Here is a 23,335-nt window from a genome sequence, read left to right as displayed (position 1 = left end):
ATTTTGTATGTTCGGTAAGCGTCATAGAACGTGAATTTCTGTAAAGTTTTATATATTTAAGGCATAATTCATTCTATGAGCAGCGAAAATAAAACCGGACCTAATGATGGTACTCTGGTAAGAGGTTTAACGAACAGACACATTCAATTAATTGCCCTCGGAGGTGCCATTGGTACCGGATTATTTCTCGGGATAGGTCCTGCAGCTGTATTGGCTGGCCCTTCCGTTATTCTTGGGTATGCTTTGGCAGGGATCATTGCTTTTTTTATCATGCGCCAGCTGGGCGAAATGGTGGTTCATGAGCCGGTTTCAGGAAGTTTCAGCTATTTTGCCTATAAATATTGGGGGAACTTTCCCGGATTTGCTTCAGGATGGAATTACTGGATTCTCTATATTCTGGTAAGTATGGCCGAGCTTACGGCTATTGGCCATTATGTTCATTTCTGGTGGCCGGAAATACCGCTCTGGGTTTCCAGTTTATTCTTCTTTATCGTCATTAATGCCCTTAATCTGGCTTCTGTAAAAGTATATGGTGAAACCGAATTCTGGTTCTCTATTATTAAAGTAGTTGCCATTGTAGCGATGATCATTTTCGGGATCTACCTGTTGGTAAGCGGTACCGGAGGAGATAAAGCCAGTATCCAGAACTTATGGAATGACGGAGGCTTTTTCCCGAAAGGTCTGTTTAATAAAACGGCAGACGGGTTTTCCGGGCTGTTTGCAGCTATGGCGATGATTATGTTCTCATTCGGAGGACTGGAGCTGATCGGAATTACAGCGGCAGAAGCGAAAAATCCTGAAAAAACAATTCCCCAGGCAACCAATCAGGTGATCTACAGAATCCTGATCTTTTATGTTGGAGCGTTGGTTATTCTATTCTCATTAAGCCCATGGAGGGAAATTACGGAAGGTACAAGCCCTTTTGTAATGGTTTTCCAGAATCTTAACGGACTTGAATTCAGTATGTTTGGAAAAGTAATCCAATTCAATACACTGATTGCTAATGTTCTTAATCTGATTGTATTAACAGCCGCTTTATCGGTTTACAACAGCAGTGTATACAGCAACAGCCGTATGCTTTTCGGATTAGCCCAACAGGGAAATGCTCCGAAATTCCTACAAAAACTGAATAAGAATTCAGTTCCGGTTAATGCTATCCTTATTTCGTCATGCTTTGCCGGAATCTGTATTATCATTAATAAGCTGGTTCCTGAAAAAGCATTTCAGTATTTAATGGCCTTGGTGGTTTCCACATTAATTATCAACTGGCTGATGATCTGCTATACCCATCTGAAATTCAAGAAAAGTATTATCAGTTCAGGAAGTCCGTCGAAGTTCCCGTCGATCTTTTATCCGGCATCCAATTATATCTGTATTGTATTTTTATTGCTGATCCTGGCGCTGATGTGCTTCACAGGAATGGAAATTCAGGTGATCCTGATCCCGGTATGGATTGCGTTTTTATTTGTGATGTATAAAATATACAAACCTTCTAAGTAAGAATCTCAAAATAAAATTATTTAAAATAATATAATAAAGGATGGACTTTGTCTGTCCTTTTTCGTTGTAATCAATTTTAGATATAGTCTTTGTATTTCAAAAATAAGCGAAGAGGCCCTGTTTATGTTAAAAGCACCCCAATGTTTTTCGATACTGATCCAAACATGCTGTTTTCATCGAAATCATTTTTTTAGTATATTTAATAGATAAAAACATAAAGCCGTGCCGGTAAGCTTCAGCGAAATTCAGAAGATTGTAGATTATATCGAAGCAAACTTCGATCAGGAGATTACAGCTTATGAAATAGAACAGCGGTCTCATTATTCTTACCGTAATTTTCAGAGAATATTTTTTAAGATATTCAATGAAACAGTTTCAGGATTTCAGAAACGGCTCCGGCTTGAAAGTGCCTACAAAAAATTGATTTATACCGAAGAAAAAATTTCAGATATCGCCTGGCAGGTAGGGTATTTTACTATTCAGTCTTTTTCCAAAGCCTTTAAAAAACAGTTTCATATTTCTCCGGCCGAAGCGAGGAAGCAAAAAGAGGCGGTTTTTAAAAAGTTTATTGATAGTGGAAGTATAGATCTGAAATATGAAATAAAATACAAAGATGCTGTTTCCGTGTATTGTAAGTTCATTAAAACCAAAGATTATAATAATGAAGAAATCAATGATTTTTGGGGAGAAATTGAAAAACAGAATGGAGTTTCCCCGTTTTCTTACGGAATAATCTGTGACCAGCCTCTTATCACCAGCCGTTCCCATTGCAGGTATGGAGCTGCTGTAAAAGAGAGAAAAGATATAAAGGGATTTCAGAAGAAGGAAATTTTTGGAGGGAAATATGTCCGGTTTGCTCATTCCGGAACGTATGAGAATATTCTGGAAGCTTACCGTGCTTTTTACCGTTTTTGGCTTGCTATGCCATCCCTGATGCTTGACGATTCAGAAGTTATTGAAGAATATCTGTTGTCTGAAACCGGAGAGAATGTTACGTATATTTATTTCCCACTGTATTCTTAGAGATGTCTTTTTGGGACAAGTTTTGTTTTTTTGAAGGGGTTAATTTTGCTGAAAAATCAGGAAAACACTTTATGAAAAAGAACACATTTCTTCTCATTTCATTATTTTCAATATATGCAAAATCACAGATTTCTGTTCAGGCGTATGCAGGAAATAAAGAAGCAGAGGTTCTTGGAATTTATGACAAAGACTTTGGAATCCGATGGAATTATTTTGTATCAGGAACAGCTTCCTACCAGTATGATACTAGAAAAGTAACTCCCGGAATTTATCAGAACCTTAATTATTTTATAGGGAACCATTGGGGAGTATCAGGAGGTGTTTATATTTCAGATGAAGATATGATGCCTTCTTTAGGTTTGGCTTACGCTAAGGAAACCCGCAATTTTGGGATCAATCTGTTTCCGGCGATTACTTATTCCTTTGAAACCGGGAAATTGGGATTAGGGCTTTATACTCTTTTAGAATACACTCCTAAGATCAATGAACATCTTAATCTGTACAGTATGCTGATGCTGGAATCTGATTTCAGTTTTAAGGAACATCAGGAAAGCAGTCAGATCATCCGTTTAGGTATTGAAAACAATAAAAGACTTCAATTGGGAATAGGAAGCAACATTTCCCAGACGGGGAATAGTCTTGAAACCGAAGTTAATTTCGGAATATTTATAGGAAAGAAATTTTAATCATATGAATAAATTATCAGGGCTCATTTTATTATTGAGCAGTATATTGAGTATGGCACAGACGTATCATTTTCCCGAAGGATCTTCACCGCATGAAGGAACCTGGCTTCAGTGGCCTCATCATTACCAGCATGGAATGACTTACAGAAAAAGGGTAGAGCAGACATGGATAGACATGACCAAAGCATTGCAAAATGGCGAGAAAGTATACATCATTGCCTATAATGATTCAGAGAAGAAAAGAATCATCAGTCTTCTGGAACAGAATAAAGTTCCGTTAAACAATGTTGATTTTAAAATTTATCCTACCGATGACGTTTGGGTAAGAGACAACGGGCCTGTTTTTGTGAAAGACAACAAAGGGAAGCTACTGATTGCAGACTGGGGATTTAATGGCTGGGGTGAAAAATATGATTTTGAAAACTGTGATCAGATCCCTCAGCGAATCGGAACAGATCTTGGGATAAAAGTACTGGATCTGAATGAGAAAATGGTGAATGAAGGCGGTTCTGTTGAAACTGACGGGAACGGAGTATTGATGGCATGTAAAAGTTCAGTGATCAGCCAGAAAAAAGGTTCCATAAGAAATAAAGGAATCACGCAGGGAGAAGCTGAAGAGATGTTCAAAACATATTACGGAGTATCCAAAGTCATCTGGCTGGACGGAATTACCGGTCTGGATGTAACAGATATGCATATTGATGGGTTCATGAAATTTGTCAATTCAGATACAATGATCACCATGAATGAAGACGACCTTTTTGAAATGGGACTTTCTGATAAGGATATTGAAACCCTGTACACCGCTTCCAATGTAAAAGGAAAAGAATATAAGAAAGTATACCTGCCGGCCACTAAAAATAAGGTGAAAACAGCCTATGGAAAACAGCTGGAAGAAAAAGGTTCTTACGTCAATTATTATGTGGCCAACGGGGTAGTTCTGGTTCCTAATTATGGTGATCCGCATGACAGTACAGCCAATAAAATGATTCAGGAACAGTATCCGGGCAGAAAGGTGATCGGGATAGATGTAAGAAACCTGTATGAAAACGGAGGAATGGTACACTGTGTTACTCAGCAGCAGCCGGTTGCCAGATAGAAGTTGTGCTTAGGGGAAAGATATTAATTGGTGTTTCTCAGGTTTGAGTAAAAGATTTTCCGTAAATTAGTATAGGTTATATTTCAAATGAATGTGAAAATATGATCAGTTTGAAATTTCCTGCGGACAAGCCGAACGCCGTGGTACAAAGTAGGCAGCCTAAAATACAGCTTATGTCGAACTTTTTTCAGACTCTTACGAATTCCGTGAAGCATTGGTATATTCCGTTGATCTTTGGAATTATCTTTCTTATCTGTGGTTTTTACGTATTTAGTGTGCCTTTGGCAACGTATGTAACGCTTTCTGTTATTTTCAGTGTATCTTTTCTGGTCTCCGGAATTACGGAAGTCTTTTTTTCCATACAGAATAATAAATCCCTGCAGGGATGGGGATGGTTTCTGGTAAGCGGGCTGCTTACTACGGCTATTGGTTTGTATCTTGTGTCGAATCCGGAGATTTCCATGTCGGTTCTTCCGTTTGTGGTAGGATTTACGTTGTTGTTCCGCTCCTTTCAGCTTTTGGGATTTGCTTTTGATCTTAGGAGCCAGAAAATACTAAGCTGGGGAAATGTAGCATTAGCAAGTGCAGGTGGAATTATTTTCTCTTTACTGTTGATATTTAATCCGGTGTTTACAGGAATGTCCCTGGTTACGCTTACGGCGGTTTCTTTTATCTTTATCGGAGTGGCATCTGTCATGTTGGCTTTAGATCTTAGAAAGCTTAAAAAATTCCCTGAAAAAATAAGCGAAGAATTGAAAAATAAGATGAGGTCTGTTCAGGAAGAAATTGATGAATTGAAAAGACGAAAGTAGAATAGGAATTCTATATAAATAAATTAAAGGCTTCTCCGGAAGTCTTTTTTATTGCTTTATCTTAATATTTTCATAAAGTTTAATCTTATAGTTTGTTAAATTCCAAATTATTCTGCATACCCATGTAAATTATGCTTATTTTTCAATTATGTTACATAAAAACTAATCAACCCAATACAATATCCATGAAAAAAATTATACTTGCCAGCCTGATAGGCTTATCTACGATAGCTTTTGCGCAGAAAACGAAAGGAGATACTAAAATTGTCAACCGGTATGAATCAAGACAGCCGCAGGATCCTTCTGTACCGCCTCCGCCTGTTAATAATTTTCCGGCACAGTTTCCCGGAGGCAACAAAGCTTTTATGAAAAAAGTTGAGCAGCTCCTGAATAAAGATGCAGTAAAATCTTTAGGGAAAAACCTGAATACGGAGATCATTATAAAGGTGGATGATGGTGGCAAAGTATTAAATGTGTCTACTTATGGAAAAAATGAGACTTTTAATAATGAAGTAAAGGCTGCGGCTGCAAAAGCAACAGATAATGTGGTGTGGACAGCAGGTAAAAATAACCGCGGAGAAAAAGTAATTGATCTTGTGAAACTTCCGTTTCATTATAAAAATCAATAGATTCTGGAAGAGATAAACTATGAAAAATATTTCAGAAGTATTAATTCACTTTGATCATACCCAGACCAGAAGATCCAAACAGTATTTAACCCGTTTTTTCAATCAGAAAAACTATTGCTTAGAACAAACTCTTGAAGTTCAGAATACATTAAAGTTGTTTTTAGATAACTTTTCATTACTACAGAACTATAAAATTAATGATCAGACGGTTTCTTCCATTCATCAATTTTCAGAGGAAATCGAGAGCCGTAATTATACTCATTTAACCAACTTTACCTACCGGGAGTTTTATAAAGAAACCAATTTTAATATTTCTTTATTTATAGAATTCTTTTACCGGCTGGGGCTATTGTTGAGAAATTTAAATCTTACCAATACCAGCGCAGAATACGCCCGGGAAATTGAAAAGATGATCCTGTTTATTAATTCATTATCAGTCAATGAATATTACAGTAAAGAGTTACAATTTAAGCACAGAAAAGCCTTTTTAATAAAGATTGAATCTGAAAAGGAAAACGGAAACTTAACTTCTTTTTGGGATTTCTTTTACAGATTTGATATGTATTGCGGGATGGCGAAAGGAATCAGAAAGTTTGATCTGGTATTTCCTCATTTTAATTCTGATAATATCTTTACGATTAATGAATTTTATCACCTGAACCTCACCGATTCTGTGAAGAACTCAATCAACATTAACGGAAATAATACCGTTGTTTTTACTGGAGCCAATATGTCCGGAAAGTCTACAGCGATGAAATCCATCAGTATTGTTGTTTTGCTTGCTCATCTGGGGTTGGCTGTACCTGCAGAGTATTGTAATATTCCGTTTTATGACAGGATATTTTTATTTTTCTCCGTGGATGATAATCTTGAAAAAGGCTACAGCTATTTTGCTCAGGAAATCATCAACTTAAAAGAGGTTCTTCTGGAACTGAAATCAAAAAACTGTTTTGCGGTATTTGATGAAATATTTAAAGGAACCAATATTAATGATGCGGCGCAGATTACCATAAACACTGTTGAAGGATTGTCCAGATACAAAAATTCAATGTTTATCCTGTCCACCCATCTGAATCTTATTGAGAAAGACCTGGCAAAAAATGAAAACATCCTCGTATTGAATTTAGAATCTTTTGTGAAAGACGAGCAGCTGCTGTTCACCTATAAATTAAAAGAAGGCTGGTCTAAAATTGAAATAGGGAAAATTTTGTTTGATAAATATGGATTGAATGCATTGCTGAAGGAGGGGTAAAAATAGTGATCAGTTTTAAAGTAAGGAAGAGTATTTTTATTTATTCATAAGAGAGATATAAAAAACAAAAACCATCCTCAAAAAGGATGGTTTGTAGACCCACAGGGATTCGAACCCCAGATGACTGAACCAAAATCAGTAGTGTTACCGCTACACCATGGGTCTTTGTTTATTTCAGTGGTGCAAATTTACAGCTTTTTTCTTTAGATACAAGAAATTTTTAAACTTTTTTTTAAATTTACGGTCCTATTTATTCCAAGAAAATATGCTGATAGACTTCAATAATCTCAATATTAATAATTTATCTCCGGGAACAGAATTTGAGCAAAAAGCCAAAAATTTTCTGGAAGAATGGTTTTCGGAAGGGGAGACGGTTAATGTACAGACTTCCGGTTCCACGGGTCAGCCTAAAATTTTCGGAATAGAGAAAAAGAGAATGCTCAGCTCTGCGATGATGACGTGTAACTTCTTAGGATTAAAAAAGGGCGATAAAGCTTTACTCTGCCTTCCTGTGGAATATATTTCAGGGAAAATGATGCTGGTACGTTCTGTGGAGAGAAAATTAAAGTTAATCACAGCAGATCCATCCCTAAATCCGGTTGAAAATCTGAATGAAGAAATAGATTTCTGTGCCATGACCCCTCTTCAGGTTGAAAATTCCCTGGATAAACTGCATCTGATCAAAAACCTGATCATAGGCGGGGCCGCAGTTTCAGAATCGTTGAAGAAAAAAATCAGTGAAAGTGCCAATGCGGGCAGAATATTTGAAACCTATGGAATGTCTGAAACTCTTTCCCATATTGCCCTGAAACAAGTTTTTCCTGTTTCTGAAGAATATTTTACAGCCTTTGAAAACGTGTCGATTTCAAAAGATGAAAGAGGCTGTCTGAAGATTTCTGCTCCTGAACTGAATCCTGAAGTTCTGCAGACCAATGATCTGGTGGAAATTAAAAACGAAAAACAATTTAAATTTTTAGGAAGGATTGATCATGTTATCAATTCGGGGGGAGCAAAAATATTTCCGGAAACATTGGAAGCTTTAGTGAAAAAAGAAATCCCGAATGAAGTTGTATTTTTAGGCCTGAAAGATGAAAGCCTGGGCCAGAAACTGATAGTGGTTATAGAAGGCGAAGAATCAGAAGAGCTGATCAGACAGACTTCTGAGCTTCCTTTTGAGAAGAGTTTTCATAAACCCAAGGAAGTTATTTTTATCAGACAGATTCCAAGAACACCGAATGGTAAAGTAAACCGGATTGAACTTCAAAAAATAGTGGAGACCAATCAATAGTTTTTATCTTTACTCTTTAATTCATCATCTAAAAAAATGAAAGACTTTTCCAAAGAACTCAGTTTCAAAACCTCCCGCAGCAGTGGAGCAGGAGGGCAGAATGTCAACAAAGTGGAGACCGCCGTTACCGTTCTGTGGAAAGTGGTAGAGTCAGAGTTTTTCAATGATGACCAGAAAGAGCTGATACAGCAAAAACTGAAAAACAGAATTAACGCAGAGGGGTTATTATTTCTGACGGTTTCTGAAAGCAGGACCCAGCTGATGAACAAAAATAAAGCCATCGAAAAGATAATAGATCTTGTCAACAAAGCCCTGATTGTTCCTAAAAAAAGAACAGCAACAAAACCCTCAAGAGCTCAAAAACAAAAAAGGCTGGATGGTAAGAAAAAGCTTTCCGATAAAAAAGAAAACAGACGGTTCAAGTTTTAGTTGTCCCTTTACCTGAAAATAGTATTTTTGTTGGAAACTTTTAATCGTGATCAAAAAACTTATCCTATTAGGAGCTATTTCGGGCTCTTTACTTTCTTTTGCTCAGGAAAAAATAACCATTATGCCTGCCGTAGGATTCGGATGGAGGGTTGCTGAAACCGCTTCCGGGCTTTCAAGAGAAGAAAAAGATTACATAAAAGGACTGAAAAGCGGTGTCAATTTTGAAATGGCTGCTTATTATAACGTGAAGCATATCGGGATCGGGGCTAAGTTTTCCAATTACAGCGCATCGAGCAGTGGTTTGTTACGTGGTAATAATATGAACGGACAGACAGTTTATGTATCGGTTAATACAAAAGATAATATCACTTTCTTTGGCCCTTCCGTGATGTTTTCCAATCATACTCAGCCTACAAAACACAAATTTGCAGCGGATGCATCGATGGGGGTAATCAGTTACACTACGAAGACAGGATCTGTAAAAGCTACCGGTTCCACTTTTGGTATAGAAGTAGGGGCAGGCTATCAGTATGCCGTTACCAAAAACCTGATGATAGGGCCAAAATTTGGGGCTACAGCAGGAACATTGAGCAAAATGAGCTACAATGGGCAGACCGTTAATTTCGGGAATGATCAGAAAGAAGGGCTGACAAGAGTTTCTTTAAGTGCAGTGGCCGCATTCCGTTTTTAAGTCTTATATTTGTAAGAAATCAGAACAACTTATATAATGACAGCAACGATTTTTTTATCTGCGATACGCCGGCAATCAGGATTGCTGCTGTCATTATTGTATTTACATACAGATTCTTTTCTGAAAAGTTCCAAGGACTTTATCAATTAAGCCCTGTCAGGATCCAGGACAGGGAAATACTTCGGATTAATTTTATTTACTCATTGTTTTTTGCGGTTTTCTACGGGAAAGACCTTTTGGTCTGTATTCCTGCATTGGATCATAAAGAATAGCCGCATCATTTAATTTTAAAAAAGAATAAAAATGTCTGATCATATTACAGTAACCACCGGAATATACGATGCTATTAAAGATACCCTGAGAAGAAAAAAAGTAAGTAAGGAAGAAGAAAAAAGACTGACCGAAGAACTCAGGAAAGCAAAACAGGTCCTCAGAAGAGATTTGCCGGAAGACATCGTAACCGTAGAAAGAAAAGTAACCCTGAAAGATCATACTCTGGATTTTGAACATGAGTATATTTTTGTTTCTTCAGCTAAGTCAAAACCGGCTAAAAACAAACATTCTATACTTTCTGATATTGCGCTTGCTGTAGTAGGGTATAGAGTAGGAGACGTTATCAGCTGGCCTTTCAGAGAGGGTGAACGGAAAATAGAAATCCTGAAAGTGGAACCCTGGAAAGGATAACTTTTTAAGTGGAACAATACTAGAAGTGCAGCTCATTTTGGGCTGTACTTTTTATTTTCTGCTGATCACACAAATTGACACCGATGCCTTCTGTTACTTTCTCTCGCGGATCTGGCAGATTTTCAGATTCTTTATTGGTGGATAGATGAAAAAAAAATGATCTTTGTGTTCAATGAAAAACGCATGAAAAAAATTGGTATAGGAATCACAGCTTTTGTACTTTTCACAGGATGTACAAAAGAAAAGTTATCAGACCGCCTGCTGGCTGAGCCGGATAAAAATGAACAGCTGGCTGCAAAAAATGCTTTAAAAATCAATAAAGGTAAGAATACCATCCGGGAAAGGTTTTCTCCACCCGAAGGCTATGAATGGATTGAAGAAAAAGCAGATTCATTTGGATATTTCATCGAACATTTTAAGCTGAAACCGTACGGTTCTGAGATTTTACGGTATGATGGCGTTCCTATTACTACCCAGCATCTTCATGAAGCTGTTTTTGATATCGATACCGGAGATAAAGATCTTCAGCAGTGTGCTGATGCCGCTATTCGTATGAGAGCAGAATATCTTTACAAAGCGAAAAGATTTAACGAGATTCAGTTTCATTTTACGAGCGGAGACCTGCTTTCCTGGAATGATTATAAAAATGGGGTCAGGGCTTTTGTTAATGGTAACTCGGTCAGTTTCCGGAAAACGGCGGCTGTTGATGATTCCTACCAAAGTTTCAGGAATTATCTGGATCTGATTTTTAATTATGCCGGAACCATCTCATTAAACAAAGAAACAAAGCCGGTAACGAAAAATTCTGATCTGAAAACCGGTGATATTCTCATCACACCGGGCAGTCCCGGACATATTGTTTTTATTTCCGGTGTTTGTGAAAATAAAGACGGGAAGAGATTATTTCTGTTAAGTGAAGGATTTACTCCGGCACAATCGGTTCATGTCCTTTCGAACCCTTTTAATCCGTATACAACACCGTGGTACGACCTTGATACCAATGCTCCGGAAACGAGAACGGCGAGGTATTTTTTTAAACCAACAAATTTCAGAAGCTTTTAATTATTTATATTCAAAACTCTTATGAAGTTACTGCCATTATCTGAACTTGTTTTTGTAAATTTGTGTTCGAAATTTTTTACTTGATGAAAGAGAGTGCTGTAAAAAAAATTGCAGTTCTTACTTCAGGAGGTGATTCTCCGGGTATGAATGCGGCATTAAGAGCGGTAGTAAGAACCGCCAATTATTATAATATCGAATGCTACGGAGTAAGAGAAGGCTACAACGGGCTCATCCATGGTGATTTCCTGAAAATGGGTCCCCGTTCCGTAAAAAATATCATCAACCAGGGCGGAACGATTCTGAAATCTGCCCGATCAGTAGAATTCAGAACAAAAGAAGGCCGTCAGAAAGCTTATGACAATTGTGTAAAGCTTGGAATAGAAGGCCTGGTATGTATTGGAGGAGACGGAACATTCACCGGAGCAAAAATATTCAGTGAGGAATTCGGGATCAGGGTAATTGGGGTACCGGGAACCATCGACAATGATATTTTCGGAACAGACAACACCATCGGATATGATACTGCCTTGAATACAGCCATGGAAGCTATCGATAAAATCCGTGACACGGCAACTTCCCACAACAGGGTTTTCTTTGTTGAGGTAATGGGACGTGATGCAGGTTTTATTGCTCTGAACAGCGGACTGGCAACAGGTGCTCTGGATATTCTTATTCCTGAGAAAAAAGACAGCATGGATGATCTTTTTGCCAATTTCAGAAAAGCTGAGAAAACAGGAAAAGCATCCAGTATTGTTGTGGTAGCAGAAGGTGAAAAGCTGGGTAGCATCTACGATCTTGCCAACCAGACCAAAGAGGAGTTTCCTGATTATGATATTCGTGTAACCATTTTAGGTCACATTCAGAGAGGGGGATCACCAAGCTGTGCAGACAGAGTTTTAGCCAGCAGACTTGGATATGGAGCTGTAGTAGGATTAATGGACGGAAAAACAAATGTAATGGCCGGAATGCGTTCCAACGATCTGGTATATACCGCTATTGAAGAAGCCATTAAAAAACATAACGAAATCAACAAAGATCTGATGTTGATCTCAGAAATTTTAGCAATCTAATTATTTTTAAAATCTAATAAAAACAAACTATTATGTCAACAATTAAAGTAGGTATCAACGGTTTTGGTAGAATTGGACGTCTTGTTTTCAGAGCAATGACTGAAAGAGACAATATTGAAGTGGTAGGAATCAATGACCTTATCAATGCAGAATACATGGCTTACATGTTAAAATATGACTCTGTACACGGGATTTTCCCAGGTGAAGTTTCTGTTGAAGGAAATGACCTTGTGGTAAACGGAAAGAGAATCAGAGTAACTGCAGAAAAAGATCCTAACAACCTGAAGTGGAACGAAATCGGTGCTGATTATATCGTAGAATCTACAGGTCTTTTCTTATCTAAAGATTCAGCTCAGGCTCACATCAACGCAGGTGCTAAAAAAGTAATCCTTTCTGCTCCTTCTAAAGATGATACGCCAATGTTCGTAATGGGAGTAAACCACAAAGAACTGACTGACGATATTAAAATCTTATCAAACGCTTCTTGTACAACGAACTGTTTAGCTCCTTTAGCTAAAGTAATTCACGATAAATTCGGAATCGTTGAAGGTTTAATGACTACAGTACACGCTACAACAGCTACTCAAAAGACTGTTGACGGTCCTTCAATGAAAGACTGGAGAGGTGGTAGAGCTGCTCTAAACAACATTATCCCTTCTTCTACAGGTGCTGCTAAAGCGGTAGGAAAAGTAATCCCTTCTCTTAACGGGAAATTAACAGGGATGTCTTTCAGAGTACCAACAGTAGACGTTTCTGTAGTTGACCTTACCGTAAGATTAGAAAAAGCTACTTCTTACGATGAGATCTGTGCAGCTATCAAAGAAGCTTCTGAAGGTGAATTGAAAGGAATTTTAGGATACACTGAAGATGCCGTAGTATCTCAGGACTTCGTAGGAGATAAGAGAACTTCTATCTTCGATAAAGATGCTGGTATCATGCTTTCTCCTAACTTCGTAAAACTTGTTTCCTGGTATGATAACGAAATGGGTTACTCTAACAAGTTAGTAGATATGCTTGTACACGCTGCTTCTTTGTAATCGGTAATGTGCGATAAGCAATGAGTAATATAAAACCTTCCCGGATGGGAAGGTTTTTTTGTTATTTTACTTATCAAATATGTTTTCCAATATCTTCAGATCTGTTCCTGCCCCGGGCTATTTCTGCCCAGATAAGCAAAGTAATGGTAAAAAATGAGTTTTCATGGTTATTGGTTTTTGTGTTATGCAAAGTTTATCATTCCATGAACACAAGTAAAGTACCCGTTCGGGTGATTTTAGATGTAAGATGAAGAAAGAAAAAAGCCTCTCTGGTAGTGAGAGGCTATTAAATTATTCTTTGTTAGCTGTATTACTTCTTAATTAAAGATTGAAACCAAAAATGGTTGCTGTTTGCCCTAACAATTTCGAATTCATTTTCATTTAAAGTGGATAAAAATGATTTGTATGCATCAATTGTAGATTTTTTAAGCCTTTCAGAACAATATGGATTGAAAACATTCATAGAATAAGGTTTTGCCGATTTTGCAACACTGCTTACACAAGAAAAAACATTACTCCAATTCATATTAATGATGCTGTAGCTGTCATTCCTGTAGGCACAGCTAACTTTCTGTGAAGAGATAACAATTCTTCCAACTTCGGAATTCACCATCTCTACTAAAATATTATTTTTCGCTTTATATTCTTTTACCTTTTCATTATATTCTTTTCGGGATTTTTCCAAGTCTGTTACAGCCTGTTCCTGTTTATATTTAGCATCAGAGATCTCTTTATCAAACACAGATTTAACTTTAGCAATTTCTTCATCCTGAACCTTATTCATCTTTATTGGCAGCTGTAATATCTCATTGTTGAATTGGAAATTTTGCTGTCTCATATTTTCTATTTTTGCTTCGGCTTCGGAAATATAATTGTTTCTTTCCGTTTCTTTTTCTGAAATTTCTGCTGCTAAATTTTCTATTTTCTTTTTTAATTCTGATTGAGTATCATCAGTAATCCCTGACTTTAGCAATTCACTTTCTACATCTGATTTTTGTCTCTTTTTTACGTTTATTTCTTCATTTATTTTTGTTAAGAATATTTCTTTAGTATTTTCAAGATCACTCATGAATTGATTATTCAACACAATTTTACCTAGTAAACCAAGCCGTTCTTTTTCAATAGCTTCTTTTACCTGGAGTTTAACTTTTTCACTTTCTTCACTGAATTTTTTAGCCAGAAGAATTTGTTGTTCATTGTATATCGAGATTTTATCCTGGTGTATTAACATCTGACACACATAGCTCATCAAATTATTGGCCCATTCTTCATGATATTTTTTCCCATCCTCTGTTACCTTTTTTTCATAGTATTCACTATGCTTTGTTATTTCATTACATAATTTGACATTTCCATCTTCAAGATTTTTGATCATTGCCAGCATTTTTGTGTATTCATTGTCACTCTTCTCCAATTTCTGAATCTGCACTTTTATAATTGCCATTTTCTCCGAATAGCGTTTTCTGACTTCCTCTAATTCGGATGTCGTGGCGGGAACGGCATATCCTTTCACTTCTCCAAGATGTTTCTGGAAATCCACTCCTTCTTTTTCGAATTCCGATTTCCACTTATTACATTGGCTGCATCTTGCCCCAATCTTCATATCTGCAATTAAATTGTCTCTTTCCTTTTGCAGTTGTAACAACTCATCTTTTAATTTCTGGATTTTTGCTTTCCATTGTTTTTCCAGTTCAGGAAGCATCATTTTATAGTCTGCCATTTTTTTATTGTTGCTTTCAATAAGAGCAGATTTTGTTTCTATAGAGATCACCTCATTTACCCCTACCGTTTGAGCTTTTGCCTGAAACAGAAAAAATAAGAGAAATAATATTCCGAGTTTCTTTTCCATATCTCAGTATCTTTAATCTCCAAAAGGGTCATCTTCAGCTTTATTCAAATCTCTTAGATATTCAAACGCCTTTTTTATTTTTTTAAAATTTGTAGGATCACCTTTCAAATAGTATATTGATATTTCATCTACAGTCAGATCATATATAGATCTTTCTTCCCTGTCAACACACCGCCCCATCAATACTCTACTATAAGCAGAAAATTTGCCTGAAGAGTGTCCGGTCTTAGGTAGTAATTTAATCTTTAGAGTACCCACAGCTTCATTTTCATTGTAATTCTTAGCCAGTTCAATAGTAACAATATGTGATACATTAAATTTATCCTCATCAAATAAATTAACATCTGGACAGTCAAGGTTTTCAAGTTTTGTTGATCGACTTATAGCTCTTGTGATAATTCCATTATTAGACATTTCAATTGTCTGCCAATTAATAGTTGCAGTAATTTTACCATCACTTACTGTCTTTTTATGTTCATTAGATTCTGCCAGTTTCTTATTGATATAATTTACAGTTTCTTCTTTTGTTAAAGTTGCACCTTGTGCTTTTACACCATATTCAACTCCCAAAAATGAAATCAACAAAAATGTTTTCCAAAAAAAATCTTTTAAAATTTTTGTTTTCATAGCTTAATTTTTCTACAAAATTCCCCAAATGGCAAGTCTTTTACAATACCGCAAAAAGGTGATTTTTTAAAATTGTTTTTTTTATATTTTTATGAAAACATTAACCATGGATAAAAAGAATCTGGATCATCCCAAAAAGCAGCATCCCCTCACACAAGTCTGGAACAGTTATCCTGATTTTTTTCAAAACAGCAGTACCAGTGTATTGCCGGTTCCCTCTATTGAGCGCATTATCGGAGAAATATTCGCCGCAGGCCAGTTTTATTATTACGTGATTAATTTTGCAGACAGTACTTTGTGCAACCATCATGAAAATATCCTAAGCATGCATGGTTTCAACAAGTACCCGGTACATCTTAAAGAAATCATAGACCTTATTCATCCCGATGATCTTGAATTTGTTATGGAAGCTGAAAGGATGTGTATAGAGAAAATGATGGAAATTAATGGATTTGATTATCAGCAGGAATTAAAGTCCAGTTACTGTTTCCGGATGAGGACAGCAAAAGGGAATTACGAATTGTTTCACCATCAGGCACTGCATACCTATAAAGATGAGAATGGAAAGCTTCTGCAGACTGTTAATATCCATACCAACATTGAACATATTACCCATCAGAATTCCTACACAGTTTTACTTTCGGGAATTAACGGCCGAAAAGACTTCCATCAGATGCAGTGGATAAATAATAATAAAACATCCGCGCCCTCTGTCATATTTACCAAAAGGGAAGTTGAAGTTATTACCTGTATCGCCAAAGGGTATTCTGCTGCGAAAGCTTCCGATTTCCTGAATATTTCTGAAGAAACAGTACGTACACACAGAAAAAATATTTTAAAAAAGGCTGATTGTAAGAATGGCTCAGAACTCGTTAAAAAGGCTTTTGAATGGGGATATTTGTAGAATAACATGAGCTATCATGACTACAGGTAAAGAAAAGATAAGATCAATTAAAATAGGCCTCTCCAGCAACGAGAGGCCATTAGTTTATCATTTTCAAACAACTAATAAAGAAAAGAGTAAACTGTTTTTTATATTCATTAATAGCTTACGAGATAACAGACGGCTGAAACAGGCTGTTCGCCATTGAATTCATTCAGCTAACAAAAAGAAAAACTGGTATAAAATAGAACTTAATAAATTTGAGTTTTCCTGATTATTAGCTACTACAAAGTTTGGAATTTTATCAAAGTAAAAAAATCCCCCTTTTGTGGTATTTTGTTAGTATTTTACTTATTTTAGCTTAAAAAACAAATGTCCATGAAAAATTCAGAACAAAATCACCCTCTGGTGGAGGTCTGGAATACCTATCCGGGGGTAAGGAAGGATCGGGAAATTCTGAATATCCCTCCTGTTGAACGTATTATTGGTGAGATGTTTGCCATTGGTGAGTTTTATTACTATGTTCTGAATTTAACCAACAGTACTCTTTCCCATCATCATAAAAACATTCTGAAACTTCATGGGTTAAGTTCTTTTCCTGAAAATTTAAAAGAGGTTATTGATCTTACCCATCCTGATGACATGGGTTTTGTTTTAAAAGCAGAGCAGACTGTTATTGAAAAAATAATTGAAATCGGTTTTGAGCATCAGCTTTATCTGAAATCAAGCTACTGTTTCCGTATGAAAACAGCAGAAGGAAATTATGAGTTGTTTCATCACCAGGCTATTATTACCATGGAAGATGAATCGGGGCAGCCTGTACAAGCTATAAATATCCATACCAATATTCATCATATTACCAAAGAAAACCCATATACTGTTCTGATTTCAGGTATAGGACCAAGAAATGATTTCCAGCAGATTAAACTGAATCATTTTTCATCCACTGCGTCTAAAGAACACCTTACCCAGAGAGAGACTGAAGTTCTTTCACTTATTGCAAAAGGCTACTCCGGGCCGGAGATTGCAAAAATGCTTGTACTGTCTGAACACACGGTACGCACACACCGTAAAAATATTTTAAGAAAAACATCCTCCAGAAACTGTAAGGAATTGATTAAAAAAGCTTTTGAAAGAGGGCTTGTCTGATGTTTTTCAAAAATCCCGGATCATCAGACTGATAAATCTCACAAAGGAATTTCGGTGTAAAACTTGTATTTTTAATCGGTAATGGAACAAATGATCATACAGCCCCGTTTTAAAGACGCTCCTCATTTCAAAGATTTCTGGGAAAGAGGTAACGGAAAACAACTTGTTGAATTTTCCGGAGCAAAAGTAAGTTTTAAAGATTTCGATAAATTCTCACCCAACTTTTATCATGTAGATGAAGTGGGAGATGAGTTGGTGAAGGAGGTCTATTTTACTAAAAAATTCCATGAAGCTTCCAGAGAAATTGAACAATACATCCGAAAAGGGGTTTCTGAAACAGATGAAGTTCCTGAAAGTGTAAAAAAACTGTTTGCCCAGACACAGCATATTCCTGAATGGCTGGATCATGATCTCCTGAAAGCCGGCGCAGAACTCTGCATGAGAAGTAATCTGGATTCCCTTATTTCTCTGAGAGATTACTGCCTGATCGGCGGGTATGATTATGCTTATCTTAATAAACCGCTGATTGTTACAGAAGCTCTGAAAAAGGGAGCCGTTAAGCGTCTCTCTGAAACACTGGACTTTTGGGTGAATGCTACACGGTACAATGCTTTGGAAATTCATGCAAAAGGATATGAGTTTGCTATAAAAACCCGTCTGATTCATTCGTATGCAAGGCTTTCCATAAAAAAGCACTATAAAGATTGGGATACGGAAAACTGGGGTGAACCTATTAACTCATGGGATATGATGGCTACTTATATTGGTTTCAGTCTTGTTTTCCTGCATAGTCTTCAAAAATTAGGCAATACTTTTTCCGTACAGGAAGAACAGGGAATTTTCCATCTCTGGAAATATACCGGATACCTGTTGGGAATTCCGGAACATCTTCTTCCTGACGATAAAAAGCAGGCAACAGAATATTTCTATCTCTGGACTTCTGTACAGCCTCCTTCCGATAAAGATTCTGTTCTTCTGGCCCATTCTTTATTAAATGAATCGCTGGAAAATCCTATATTAAAGTATAAATTGGAACGGGAAAATCTGAGATATCTTCACATCTGCTGCACATGGTTTCTGCTGGATGATGAAGTATGTAAAAGACTGGAAATCCCTAAAGTCTGGGGGAAGAAGTTATTTCCCTGGTCTAAGATATTTATCAATAAAATATATGATAAGCTTGTAAGCCGGGAAGCCAGAATAGCCAAAGGAAATAAAGACCAGATGAAAGTCCTGGAAGATTATCTGGCCATTACAAAGAACTCGAATTTTCATTGAAATTAATTGTAAATCAGATGTATATCTGTGTTTTTAAATTTCAAGAAGATATTCTGAAGCCGTTTTTGTTATACATAATATCATCCTGTAAATTTTATTATTTTTTAACTTTAAAAACCATTTTTCAACCTAAATAATATTAGCATTTGATATTTAAATTATGTATTTTTGAGAAATTATTTTAAAGACGATGAGTAACATTGATGATAAGAAAAAAGCACTGGCATTAGTGCTTGACAAGCTAGATAAAACATACGGAAAAGGAACAGTAATGACTTTGGGAGATAGTTCCGTAGACAACACCATAGAAGTAATTCCTTCGGGGTCTTTAGGACTGGACATTGCTTTAGGCGTTGGCGGTTATCCGAGAGGAAGAATTATTGAAATTTACGGTCCTGAATCTTCAGGTAAAACCACTTTAACCCTTCACGCTATTGCTGAAGCTCAGAAAGCCGGAGGTATTGCCGCATTCATTGATGCCGAGCATGCTTTCGACAGAACATACGCCGCGAAACTGGGTATCGATCTTGAAAACCTGATCATTTCCCAGCCGGACAACGGAGAACAGGCTTTAGAAATTGCAGATAACCTGATCCGTTCAGGAGCAATTGATATTGTCGTTATCGACTCTGTAGCAGCTCTTACTCCAAAAGCAGAAATTGAAGGTGAAATGGGAGATTCTAAAATGGGTCTTCACGCAAGGTTGATGTCTCAGGCATTGAGAAAATTAACGGCTACCATTTCAAGAACGAAATGTACAGTGATCTTCATCAACCAGTTGAGAGAAAAAATCGGTGTTATGTTCGGAAACCCTGAAACAACAACCGGAGGTAACGCTCTTAAATTCTATGCTTCTGTAAGAATCGATATCAGAAAAGCAAGTGCACCTATCAAACAGGGAGACGAAGCTATCGGAAGCCGTGTGAAAGTGAAGATCGTAAAAAATAAAGTTGCGCCTCCTTTCAAACAAGCCGAATTTGATATCATGTACGGAGAAGGAGTTTCCAAAGCAGGAGAAATTCTTGATACTGCAGTAGATCTTGGAATCGTGAAGAAGAGCGGTTCATGGTTCAGCTACGAAGAAACCAAACTAGGACAGGGACGTGATGCGGTGAAGGATGTTTTAAGAGATAATCCTGAACTTGCTGAGGAATTAGAAAATAAAGTCAAAGAAGAAATAACTGCTAAAAAGTAGTTGTTTTTACAGATCTAAAAAAGAATCGGCGGAGCCCAAGGGGCTCCGCCGATTCTTTTTTATTAAGGCTTATCATCTGTCAGATCAAAACCCCAATCTTTTCCTTTTTGGGTGGCTGGAATACCTTTTGTCATCCATATTGGAGCTTTAGCCCCTTTAAGATAATAATCAAAAAACTGCTGTTCGCGGATTTGGATATCTTTTCTGTTCTGGCGTTTTATCAGATTGTGATCATCACCATTATAATTCAGAAGCCAAACCGGTTTTCCGAGACGGCGTAACGCGGTAAACATTTCAATTCCCTGATACCATGGAACAGCTCCATCTTTATCGTTACTCATAATAACTACCGGAGTTTTCACCTTATCAATGGTAAAAAGCGGTGAATTTTTAATATAGAGCTCCGGTGCCTCCCATAGATTTTTCCCTAATCTGCTCTGTGACTTTTCATACTGAAACTGTCTGTTCATTCCTGAAGACCACCGGATTCCTCCGTAGGCGGACGTCATGTTGACAACAGGAGCACCACTCCAGGCAGCGGCATACATATTGGTATGAGCAATAAGATAGGCTACCTGGTAACCTCCCCAGCTTTGTCCCTGAATTCCTATTTTAGCACCATCCACCCACGAATTTTGCTTCAGCTTTTCAACCCCGGAATTAATGTATTCCATCGCCGATTCTCCCGGTAAGCCGTCTGTGTATGAAATATCAGGAGTGAAAACCAGATATCCGTTGCTCACAAAATAAGAAATATTTAATCGGGAAGGTGTTGGAGCGGGTGCTACATAACGGTTCAGATTATCTGAAAGTTTCTCATAGAAATAGACGATCATAGGATATTTTTTATCCGGATTGAAATCTTCCGGTTTGTATAAAATTCCTGTGGATGTATTTCCTTTTGGTGTTGTCCAGCGTACCAATTCGTCTGTACCCCAATTATAAAGGTTTTGTTGTGGATTGGTTTTACTCAGTTTCTGCTGTTCTGAGAAATTTGCTGTGACAAAAATATCCGGAGAATCAGTGTAGGATTCTTTTATGATAATATATTCTTCTGCATTTTTTGCTTTTTGAATGCTTCTATATCCCCAGACATTTTCCATCTGAATTTTTACAGGATCTGCGTTCGACTGAACAGATGTTTTAAAAATTCCGTTCGCTTTGGATGTATTGTCAAATGCTGATAAATAGATAGAAGACTTTCGGTTTAAACTTTTAATGTCTTTATCCAGATCGTATGTATCAAATGTTATTTTATTTTTACGTCCGAATCCATTGGTGATATTTCTTGGTTTTTTTGAACCGTTTAAGGAAAACTCCCAAAGATCATAACGATCTCTGATAATCACAGATTCATCATTATCCGTCCAGGAAGCGATACCATAAGAACTTGGAAAATCCGGCATATCAAACTCCTCATCAACGAAAGAAACCGGTAATCCGCTGGTGAGTGGCAGAGTTTGTTTGGTTTTCACATTATAACTGAACCAATTGCCTTTTTCACTGTCAAAAATCACAATAAATTTTCCAAGCGGAGATAGGGCAACCGACCCGTCCAGATTTCGGATGATTTCCGTTCTTTCTCCTGTTTTATGATCAATTACGAAATAAGTTTTCTTGGTTGAGCCTTCCCACTGTGAAGCAATACGGTTATTCAAGCTGGTAATTCCCAGTGCATATTCAGCATTTCCTTCGTTTACCAATCGTAAAGTATCCAGATCTGCATCATCAATATTTCTGAAAAAATCCGGTTTTTCTGTCTGCATTACTGCTGCATAAGATTTTTTCAGATCATCTTTCAACTCCTTTAACTGTACTGTTTGCAGATAATCATCTCTGTAATTCCAGATATCCACAACAGCATGATCATTCGCAATCATGGCAGTATCTTTTGCAATTGGTTTTGGAGCAACCCCAAAATACAGCTGTTTCCCGTTTTTGCTGAATATAGGCAGACGGTTTTCCGAAATGACCCAATTCTTTTTCATATGGGCATTTTCATTGGTTACTGTTTCCTTTTTATTTCCTTTAAAATTAAAGTAATATAACTGATAGGATTTCACTAAATCATTCTGTGCAGAAGAAGTTCCTACAAACGCCAGCTGATTTCCTTTTTCATCAAAAGACAACTGTGAAAAATCTCCTTCCATTTCTGAGATTTTAGTCACTGATTCCTTTTGCAGATCAATTACCTGTACCGTTTGAAGTGCATATTTCTTTGGCTTTGATTTGTCAGTATCTTTCTTATCCACAGATTTCTCATCTGTTGAATCTTTTTCCTCTTTTTTGTTCTTACTGGCTTTTTCTTCCGGTTTCTTAGTCACAAAAACGAGCTGCGTTCCATTTTTACTGAATTCATAACGGATAACGTTATCATAGGCTGTACTTTTTCCGTTCAAAAGATTTCGAACGACCAGCTGCAATGGCTTTACATTTTTATCTTCCTCTTTATTGTCGTCTTCCTCTTCTTTACCAGAAACATCATTAGATTTATCTTTGACATCCTCCAGAAGATAGGCAACATAAGAACCGGATTTTTCAGGAATTTTGAAGTTTTTTACATTGGGGATTTTCTCCGTTTTATCACTTGAAAAATCAACTATTGCAAGGCTATCTTTTGTTAATTTATTTTTTTTAAGCTTTTTATCTTTTACCGCTTTGATATCTTTATACAACGGACGAATCTGAAAAACAGCAAATCTGGAATCATTCGTAAAATCCACTTTGGCTGCTCTTGCAAACTGCTTTGAAACTTTATTTCTAACCGAATATAAAAAAAGATTAGAGTTTCCTTCCTGAACATCTACAGAATAAGCAATCCATTTTCCGTCATTTGAGATTTTTCTCGCACCCATATTTTGCCAGCTGTCATAAACAGAATGGTCTAAGGTTTTTTTCTGTCCATACGCCCAGCAGGTCATGATGAACAGAATGAAAACTGTACATTTCAACTTCATTTTTAAATAATTTTAAGGATTAAAAATAAGCTATTTCTTTGACAAATCTACATGTTCCGTTGGTTTCATGATAAGCTGAAAAATGTCATTCTGTCACATTCTGCCTTGTGGTATTTTTTTTGAGAAAGATGTAGA

21 protein-coding genes and 1 tRNA gene are annotated in these 23,335 nt (G+C 36.9%); 18 read left to right on the top strand and 4 right to left on the bottom strand.

Going from position 1 to position 23,335, the window contains the following annotated elements; translation table 11 throughout:
* Positions 1-75 precede the first annotated feature (75 nt).
* From J2Y40_RS13525 to J2Y40_RS13495, 7 genes are all read left to right on the top strand, one after another.
* Entirely contained in the window at positions 76-1,500 is a 1,425-nt protein-coding gene (locus tag J2Y40_RS13525) for an amino acid permease (protein WP_309999453.1), read from the top strand.
* Between the two features lie 222 nt (positions 1,501-1,722).
* Entirely contained in the window at positions 1,723-2,523 is an 801-nt protein-coding gene (locus tag J2Y40_RS13520; protein ID WP_309999451.1) for an AraC family transcriptional regulator, read from the top strand.
* A gap of 71 nt (positions 2,524-2,594) precedes the next feature.
* Complete coding sequence (locus tag J2Y40_RS13515) at positions 2,595-3,209, top strand: hypothetical protein (protein WP_153395551.1); 615 nt, start codon at positions 2,595-2,597, stop codon at positions 3,207-3,209.
* A 4-nt stretch (positions 3,210-3,213) separates the two neighbouring features.
* Entirely contained in the window at positions 3,214-4,308 is a 1,095-nt protein-coding gene (locus J2Y40_RS13510; protein ID WP_309999449.1) for an agmatine deiminase family protein, read from the top strand.
* 173 nt (positions 4,309-4,481) lie between these two features.
* Positions 4,482-5,120 carry a DUF308 domain-containing protein gene (locus J2Y40_RS13505; protein ID WP_309999447.1) on the top strand — a complete coding sequence of 213 codons (639 nt, stop codon included), beginning with the start codon at positions 4,482-4,484 and terminating at the stop codon, positions 5,118-5,120.
* A gap of 185 nt (positions 5,121-5,305) precedes the next feature.
* Positions 5,306-5,749, top strand: coding sequence for a hypothetical protein (locus J2Y40_RS13500; protein ID WP_309999445.1), 444 nt, complete (start codon positions 5,306-5,308; stop codon positions 5,747-5,749).
* Positions 5,750-5,768: 19 nt separating this feature from the next.
* Positions 5,769-7,001, top strand: coding sequence for a MutS-related protein (locus J2Y40_RS13495; protein WP_309999443.1), 1,233 nt, complete (start codon positions 5,769-5,771; stop codon positions 6,999-7,001).
* Between the two features lie 94 nt (positions 7,002-7,095).
* Here the strand turns inward: J2Y40_RS13495 and J2Y40_RS13490 are convergent.
* Positions 7,096-7,166: transfer RNA gene (locus J2Y40_RS13490), tRNA-Gln, on the bottom strand.
* A gap of 100 nt (positions 7,167-7,266) precedes the next feature.
* Here J2Y40_RS13490 and J2Y40_RS13485 point away from each other — a divergent pair.
* The 7 genes from J2Y40_RS13485 to gap all read left to right on the top strand — a co-directional run bounded on the left by J2Y40_RS13485 (position 7,267) and on the right by gap (position 13,262).
* Entirely contained in the window at positions 7,267-8,289 is a 1,023-nt protein-coding gene (locus tag J2Y40_RS13485) for an AMP-binding protein (RefSeq protein ID WP_153395541.1), read from the top strand.
* A gap of 36 nt (positions 8,290-8,325) precedes the next feature.
* Positions 8,326-8,718: an alternative ribosome rescue aminoacyl-tRNA hydrolase ArfB gene (gene arfB, locus J2Y40_RS13480; protein WP_153395539.1), complete on the top strand. Its 393-nt coding sequence runs from the start codon at positions 8,326-8,328 to the stop codon at positions 8,716-8,718.
* Positions 8,719-8,764: 46 nt separating this feature from the next.
* Positions 8,765-9,409 (top strand): hypothetical protein, encoded by a 645-nt coding sequence (locus J2Y40_RS13475; RefSeq protein WP_309999440.1) that lies wholly within the window; start codon positions 8,765-8,767, stop codon positions 9,407-9,409.
* 303 nt (positions 9,410-9,712) lie between these two features.
* Positions 9,713-10,093: a GreA/GreB family elongation factor gene (locus J2Y40_RS13470; protein WP_153395535.1), complete on the top strand. Its 381-nt coding sequence runs from the start codon at positions 9,713-9,715 to the stop codon at positions 10,091-10,093.
* A gap of 183 nt (positions 10,094-10,276) precedes the next feature.
* The gene (locus J2Y40_RS13465; protein ID WP_309999437.1) at positions 10,277-11,155 is read left to right on the top strand and encodes a DUF4846 domain-containing protein; all 879 of its coding nucleotides are present in this window, start codon (positions 10,277-10,279) and stop codon (positions 11,153-11,155) included.
* A gap of 83 nt (positions 11,156-11,238) precedes the next feature.
* Positions 11,239-12,225 (top strand): 6-phosphofructokinase, encoded by a 987-nt coding sequence (gene pfkA, locus J2Y40_RS13460; protein WP_153395531.1) that lies wholly within the window; start codon positions 11,239-11,241, stop codon positions 12,223-12,225.
* 32 nt (positions 12,226-12,257) lie between these two features.
* Complete coding sequence (gap, locus tag J2Y40_RS13455; protein WP_053327139.1) at positions 12,258-13,262, top strand: type I glyceraldehyde-3-phosphate dehydrogenase; 1,005 nt, start codon at positions 12,258-12,260, stop codon at positions 13,260-13,262.
* 310 nt (positions 13,263-13,572) lie between these two features.
* Here the strand turns inward: gap and J2Y40_RS13450 are convergent, their stop codons facing one another.
* On the bottom strand, positions 13,573-14,967 hold the full coding sequence (locus tag J2Y40_RS13450; protein WP_153395529.1) for a hypothetical protein: 1,395 nt from the start codon (positions 14,965-14,967) through the stop codon (positions 13,573-13,575).
* A gap of 156 nt (positions 14,968-15,123) precedes the next feature.
* Positions 15,124-15,738, bottom strand: coding sequence for a hypothetical protein (locus tag J2Y40_RS13445; protein WP_153395527.1), 615 nt, complete (start codon positions 15,736-15,738; stop codon positions 15,124-15,126).
* A 91-nt stretch (positions 15,739-15,829) separates the two neighbouring features.
* Between J2Y40_RS13445 and J2Y40_RS13440 the strand changes: the two genes are divergently transcribed.
* The 4 genes from J2Y40_RS13440 to recA all read left to right on the top strand — a co-directional run bounded on the left by J2Y40_RS13440 (position 15,830) and on the right by recA (position 20,243).
* Positions 15,830-16,642 (top strand): LuxR C-terminal-related transcriptional regulator, encoded by an 813-nt coding sequence (locus J2Y40_RS13440; RefSeq protein WP_309999436.1) that lies wholly within the window; start codon positions 15,830-15,832, stop codon positions 16,640-16,642.
* Between the two features lie 357 nt (positions 16,643-16,999).
* Complete coding sequence (locus J2Y40_RS13435; RefSeq protein ID WP_153395525.1) at positions 17,000-17,770, top strand: LuxR C-terminal-related transcriptional regulator; 771 nt, start codon at positions 17,000-17,002, stop codon at positions 17,768-17,770.
* 81 nt (positions 17,771-17,851) lie between these two features.
* Positions 17,852-19,048, top strand: coding sequence for an oxygenase MpaB family protein (locus J2Y40_RS13430; protein WP_309999435.1), 1,197 nt, complete (start codon positions 17,852-17,854; stop codon positions 19,046-19,048).
* Between the two features lie 190 nt (positions 19,049-19,238).
* Positions 19,239-20,243, top strand: a complete 1,005-nt coding sequence (gene recA, locus J2Y40_RS13425) for a recombinase RecA (RefSeq protein ID WP_153395523.1) — start codon at positions 19,239-19,241, stop codon at positions 20,241-20,243.
* Between the two features lie 62 nt (positions 20,244-20,305).
* Here recA and J2Y40_RS13420 read toward each other — a convergent pair whose 3' ends face one another.
* Positions 20,306-23,200 carry a S9 family peptidase gene (locus tag J2Y40_RS13420; RefSeq protein WP_153395521.1) on the bottom strand — a complete coding sequence of 965 codons (2,895 nt, stop codon included), beginning with the start codon at positions 23,198-23,200 and terminating at the stop codon, positions 20,306-20,308.
* Positions 23,201-23,335: the final 135 nt, after the last annotated feature.

The sequence above is a fragment of the Chryseobacterium sp. 2987 genome (assembly GCF_031456375.1).
Taxonomy (GTDB): domain Bacteria; phylum Bacteroidota; class Bacteroidia; order Flavobacteriales; family Weeksellaceae; genus Chryseobacterium; species Chryseobacterium vaccae.
Note: the sequence above shows the minus strand (reverse complement) of the source record. Positions and strands in the feature narration are given on the sequence as shown.

Bases quoted from the DNA above. Each gene is read 5' to 3' on its own strand.
- J2Y40_RS13525 (WP_309999453.1), top strand. From the start codon at position 76: ATGAGCAGCGAAAATAAAACCGGACCTAATGATGGTACTCTGGTAAGA.
- J2Y40_RS13515 (WP_153395551.1), top strand. From the start codon at position 2,595: ATGAAAAAGAACACATTTCTTCTCATTTCATTATTTTCAATATATGCA.
- J2Y40_RS13510 (WP_309999449.1), top strand. From the start codon at position 3,214: ATGAATAAATTATCAGGGCTCATTTTATTATTGAGCAGTATATTGAGT.
- J2Y40_RS13505 (WP_309999447.1), top strand. From the start codon at position 4,482: ATGTCGAACTTTTTTCAGACTCTTACGAATTCCGTGAAGCATTGGTAT.
- J2Y40_RS13500 (WP_309999445.1), top strand. From the start codon at position 5,306: ATGAAAAAAATTATACTTGCCAGCCTGATAGGCTTATCTACGATAGCT.
- J2Y40_RS13495 (WP_309999443.1), top strand. From the start codon at position 5,769: ATGAAAAATATTTCAGAAGTATTAATTCACTTTGATCATACCCAGACC.
- J2Y40_RS13485 (WP_153395541.1), top strand. From the start codon at position 7,267: ATGCTGATAGACTTCAATAATCTCAATATTAATAATTTATCTCCGGGA.
- arfB (WP_153395539.1), top strand. From the start codon at position 8,326: ATGAAAGACTTTTCCAAAGAACTCAGTTTCAAAACCTCCCGCAGCAGT.
- J2Y40_RS13470 (WP_153395535.1), top strand. From the start codon at position 9,713: ATGTCTGATCATATTACAGTAACCACCGGAATATACGATGCTATTAAA.
- J2Y40_RS13465 (WP_309999437.1), top strand. From the start codon at position 10,277: ATGAAAAAAATTGGTATAGGAATCACAGCTTTTGTACTTTTCACAGGA.
- pfkA (WP_153395531.1), top strand. From the start codon at position 11,239: ATGAAAGAGAGTGCTGTAAAAAAAATTGCAGTTCTTACTTCAGGAGGT.
- gap (WP_053327139.1), top strand. From the start codon at position 12,258: ATGTCAACAATTAAAGTAGGTATCAACGGTTTTGGTAGAATTGGACGT.
- J2Y40_RS13450 (WP_153395529.1), bottom strand. From the start codon at position 14,967: ATGATGCTTCCTGAACTGGAAAAACAATGGAAAGCAAAAATCCAGAAA.
- J2Y40_RS13445 (WP_153395527.1), bottom strand. From the start codon at position 15,738: ATGAAAACAAAAATTTTAAAAGATTTTTTTTGGAAAACATTTTTGTTG.
- J2Y40_RS13440 (WP_309999436.1), top strand. From the start codon at position 15,830: ATGAAAACATTAACCATGGATAAAAAGAATCTGGATCATCCCAAAAAG.
- J2Y40_RS13435 (WP_153395525.1), top strand. From the start codon at position 17,000: ATGAAAAATTCAGAACAAAATCACCCTCTGGTGGAGGTCTGGAATACC.
- J2Y40_RS13430 (WP_309999435.1), top strand. From the start codon at position 17,852: ATGGAACAAATGATCATACAGCCCCGTTTTAAAGACGCTCCTCATTTC.
- recA (WP_153395523.1), top strand. From the start codon at position 19,239: ATGAGTAACATTGATGATAAGAAAAAAGCACTGGCATTAGTGCTTGAC.
- J2Y40_RS13420 (WP_153395521.1), bottom strand. From the start codon at position 23,200: ATGAAGTTGAAATGTACAGTTTTCATTCTGTTCATCATGACCTGCTGG.